2 protein-coding genes are annotated in these 3,100 nt (G+C 30.5%); both read right to left on the bottom strand.

The genetic code is table 4. The features are described 5' to 3' along the window. Positions 1-132 precede the first annotated feature (132 nt). A complete protein-coding gene (locus CG473_RS04080) occupies positions 133-2,430 on the bottom strand; it encodes a lipoprotein 17-related variable surface protein (protein WP_094255039.1) in 2,298 nt (765 codons plus the stop codon). A 461-nt stretch (positions 2,431-2,891) separates the two neighbouring features. Beyond that, positions 2,892-3,100: hypothetical protein (locus CG473_RS04285; RefSeq protein WP_211276225.1), on the bottom strand; the 209-nt coding region annotated here is incomplete at its 5' end.

Raw genomic sequence — 3,100 nt, forward strand, 5'->3', positions numbered from 1 at the left:
ATGTCGCCTTATAACTTTAGACAACATTCCTTAGAATATATATAATTTTTTTAGTCCAACTTTAAGGTACCACTACACATTTTATAAACGTTGCACCTAAACTATAATTAAATAACCGCTTGATTCGTTGCACTATTCAGTCAGCTGGTTGTATGTGTCATCATCAACACGTACAGTTGTTAATACTCAATCTTTTAATGTTTCATTATTTAGTGAATTTGCGGCACTTGCCCGACCATTTAGTCCACCTAGTAATACTTTATGTGTAGTCTCATTTAATTCTAATTCAACTTCAAAAACACGAACTTTTACTGATTTGTAATCACCTATCAGTTTAGTTTTAGTACCCGGATTTGCCATAAATTGTCTAATTTTTGCAACATCATCTTCAACATCCTGACTCATTAAAGTCATTTTTCTTATTGTTCCATTTGCAGAACTACCTGTTTGCGGATTATGAATTAATCTTTCAAATCCTTCCGCAATTTGTTGATTAATTTCATCTACTGATGTTGGGCCATTATTGTTAACAAAATGTGCCATTCATTCACTCAATTTTTGATTATTACCAAAAATTCCTGAATTTTGTGTTGCAACCATTAGATTAGCTGCTTGTGCTTGTAACTGAGCTAAGTCGCTAGTAATTTCTGAAAGTGATAACGAACCTTTTTTGACTTCAGTAAGATCTGATACTTCTGTACCATCAGCACTAAAATAAGTTGTTGCAGTTCCAGTTGTTTTTGTTAAATAGTATTCTATTTTTAATGTTGTCGCATCAGCATTAGTTGTAATTTCTTCAACATTAAATACAGGTGTGTAATCAGCTAAAGTAGTAGGAGTATTATTTTCTTCGATTGGGGTGGTCAAAATAAAATCAAGTTTTGCTTTAACAGTTGCTCGAGATGTATCGTCAAATGCTGCTTTTGCAGTATTTCTAGTAAATGTAGCTTGAGCGTTTGCTCTAAACTGCTTTACTTGTCAATCTGTGCGTTTTGCTCATTTATCGTATCATGCTTTTACATTTGCATCTGCTTGTTTGAATCCACTTATAGAAATTTCAACTGTTTTGCTAGTTGTTGCTCCATCTTTAGATATAGTTATTTTAAATGATTTTGTACCAGTATCAACATTATTAACAAATTCACTAAAAACTAAATTAGTTCCTTTATCTTCAAAACCAGTCACTTTTATATCTTCAAGGAATTTCTCGGCATTTGAATAATCATTATCTTTTGTAGGGTAAGCAGCAGTCATTGAAGTTGCTTTATTTACAAGTTTTTGTAATTCTAGTTGAACTGCATCTACATCTGCTTGAGCCGCTTGAGCAGTTGTTTGAAATCCTGTTACTGTAAATGATAAAGTTGCACTTGCACCTGATTTAGTAATAGTAATTGTAAATGTTTTAGTACCAGCTGCATCATCATTTTTAAATTCTGTTAGTGCTAATGTAGAACCATTTACATTAATATCCTTTTGGTTGATGTCTGTTAAAAATTCTGTTGAATTTGTATAATCAGTTGTTTTACTTGGCAGTGTACCGGAATGTGTTGTTGTTTTTTTAATTTCAATAGCTTCTAAACTTGCCTTTACAGCATCTACATTTGCTTGAGCTAATTTTAATGTTGTATTGAATCCACTCACTTTGAAATTAAGTGTCGCAGTCGCATCATCTTTAGTAATAGTAATTGTAAATGATTTTGTTCCTTCAGTTTCGTTGTTAGTTATTTCGCCTAAAGTTAGTGTTGTTCCTCTTAAATTAAAGTTTGGTTGACTTACATCTGCTAATAATAATTGAACAGTTGAATAATTATTATTTGTTGTAGGTAATTCATTTTTGTGGCCAGCTGTCATTTTTGGAGTAATAGCTTCTAAATCTACTTTAACTGCATTTACATCTGCTTGCGCACCTTGTACAGTTGTTTTAAATCCGCTAACAACAATCATAGTAGTTGTTGCACTATTTGCATTTCCTTTAGCAACTGTAATTGTAAATGACTTAGTTCCTTCTGATTCATTATTTGTAATTGAACCTAGAGTAAGTGTTGTTCCTTTTGTATTAAAACTTGATTGTCCAATATCTGTCAAAAATGCCAAAGCACTAGAGTAGTCATTTGAAGTTGTAGGTAAATTAGAACTATGTGTAGTTGTAATTCTTGGGGTAATCGCTTCTAAGGACGCTTTCACTGAATCAACATCTGCTTGATTTTGATTTACAGGGTCTGGATTAGGTGTAGGAGTAGTATTTAGTGATTTTTGACTTGGTAATGGGCTAACTGTAACATTAGCATCTTTTGTGGCGGTCCCATTACTTAATGTTAAAGTAATTACAATTGAAGTTGCATCTTCATTAGCGGGCGCAGTTACAACAACTTTTGTAATAGTTGCAGCACCTAAATCTGTATCAAAATTGCCACTAATTCATGCCTTCATTCCGGTTGTTAAATTGCCATTATTTAACCCGTAATAATTTTTTTCAGTTTTATGTTAATTTTTTTTGTGTTTTTGTCCGCTTGATTAAGGGGGATTTGTAGGGAAAAAATTCTCATAATTTTGTCGAATCACTTTACTCAAAAATTGACTAGTAGTATTTAGTATGATTTTGTGAATATTTACCTTTATAGTAACTTTCTATATAATAATAAAGAAATCCTTAATTAATTTACTTATTTATTCCGTTATTTATTTTTAAATAAAATTAATAAAAATGGTTAGGGCCGTTTTATATTGAAGGACTTTTTAATTTTGAAAATATTAGCATTTTCCGTAAATATTTTTCATAAAAAATAGTTAAATTACTTTAAAAATTTATTTACTGCATACAAAAAACTATGACTAATCAATTTGTAGTCAATTAAGTGTGGTTTTATTCTTTATTTATAGTTGTACTATTTTTATTTAAAACTTAGTTTTGATAATTCGTGTTTTAGCGAATTAAGAATTACTCAAAATGAATTGTCAACAATCTCAAGTATTTCCGGGTATGTGTGTCTCCCTACTTCGTAAAGCTTGTTAATCATATTGTTTCTTTGGTCTTTGATTATTTTTATCTTATTGTCGAGAATAATTTTTAGTTTTGCCTTATTATCATTAAAAACTTTTG

Source organism: Mycoplasma testudineum (assembly GCF_002245785.1).
Classification (GTDB): Bacteria; Bacillota_I; Bacilli_A; order Mycoplasmatales; family Metamycoplasmataceae; genus Mycoplasmopsis_B; species Mycoplasmopsis_B testudinea.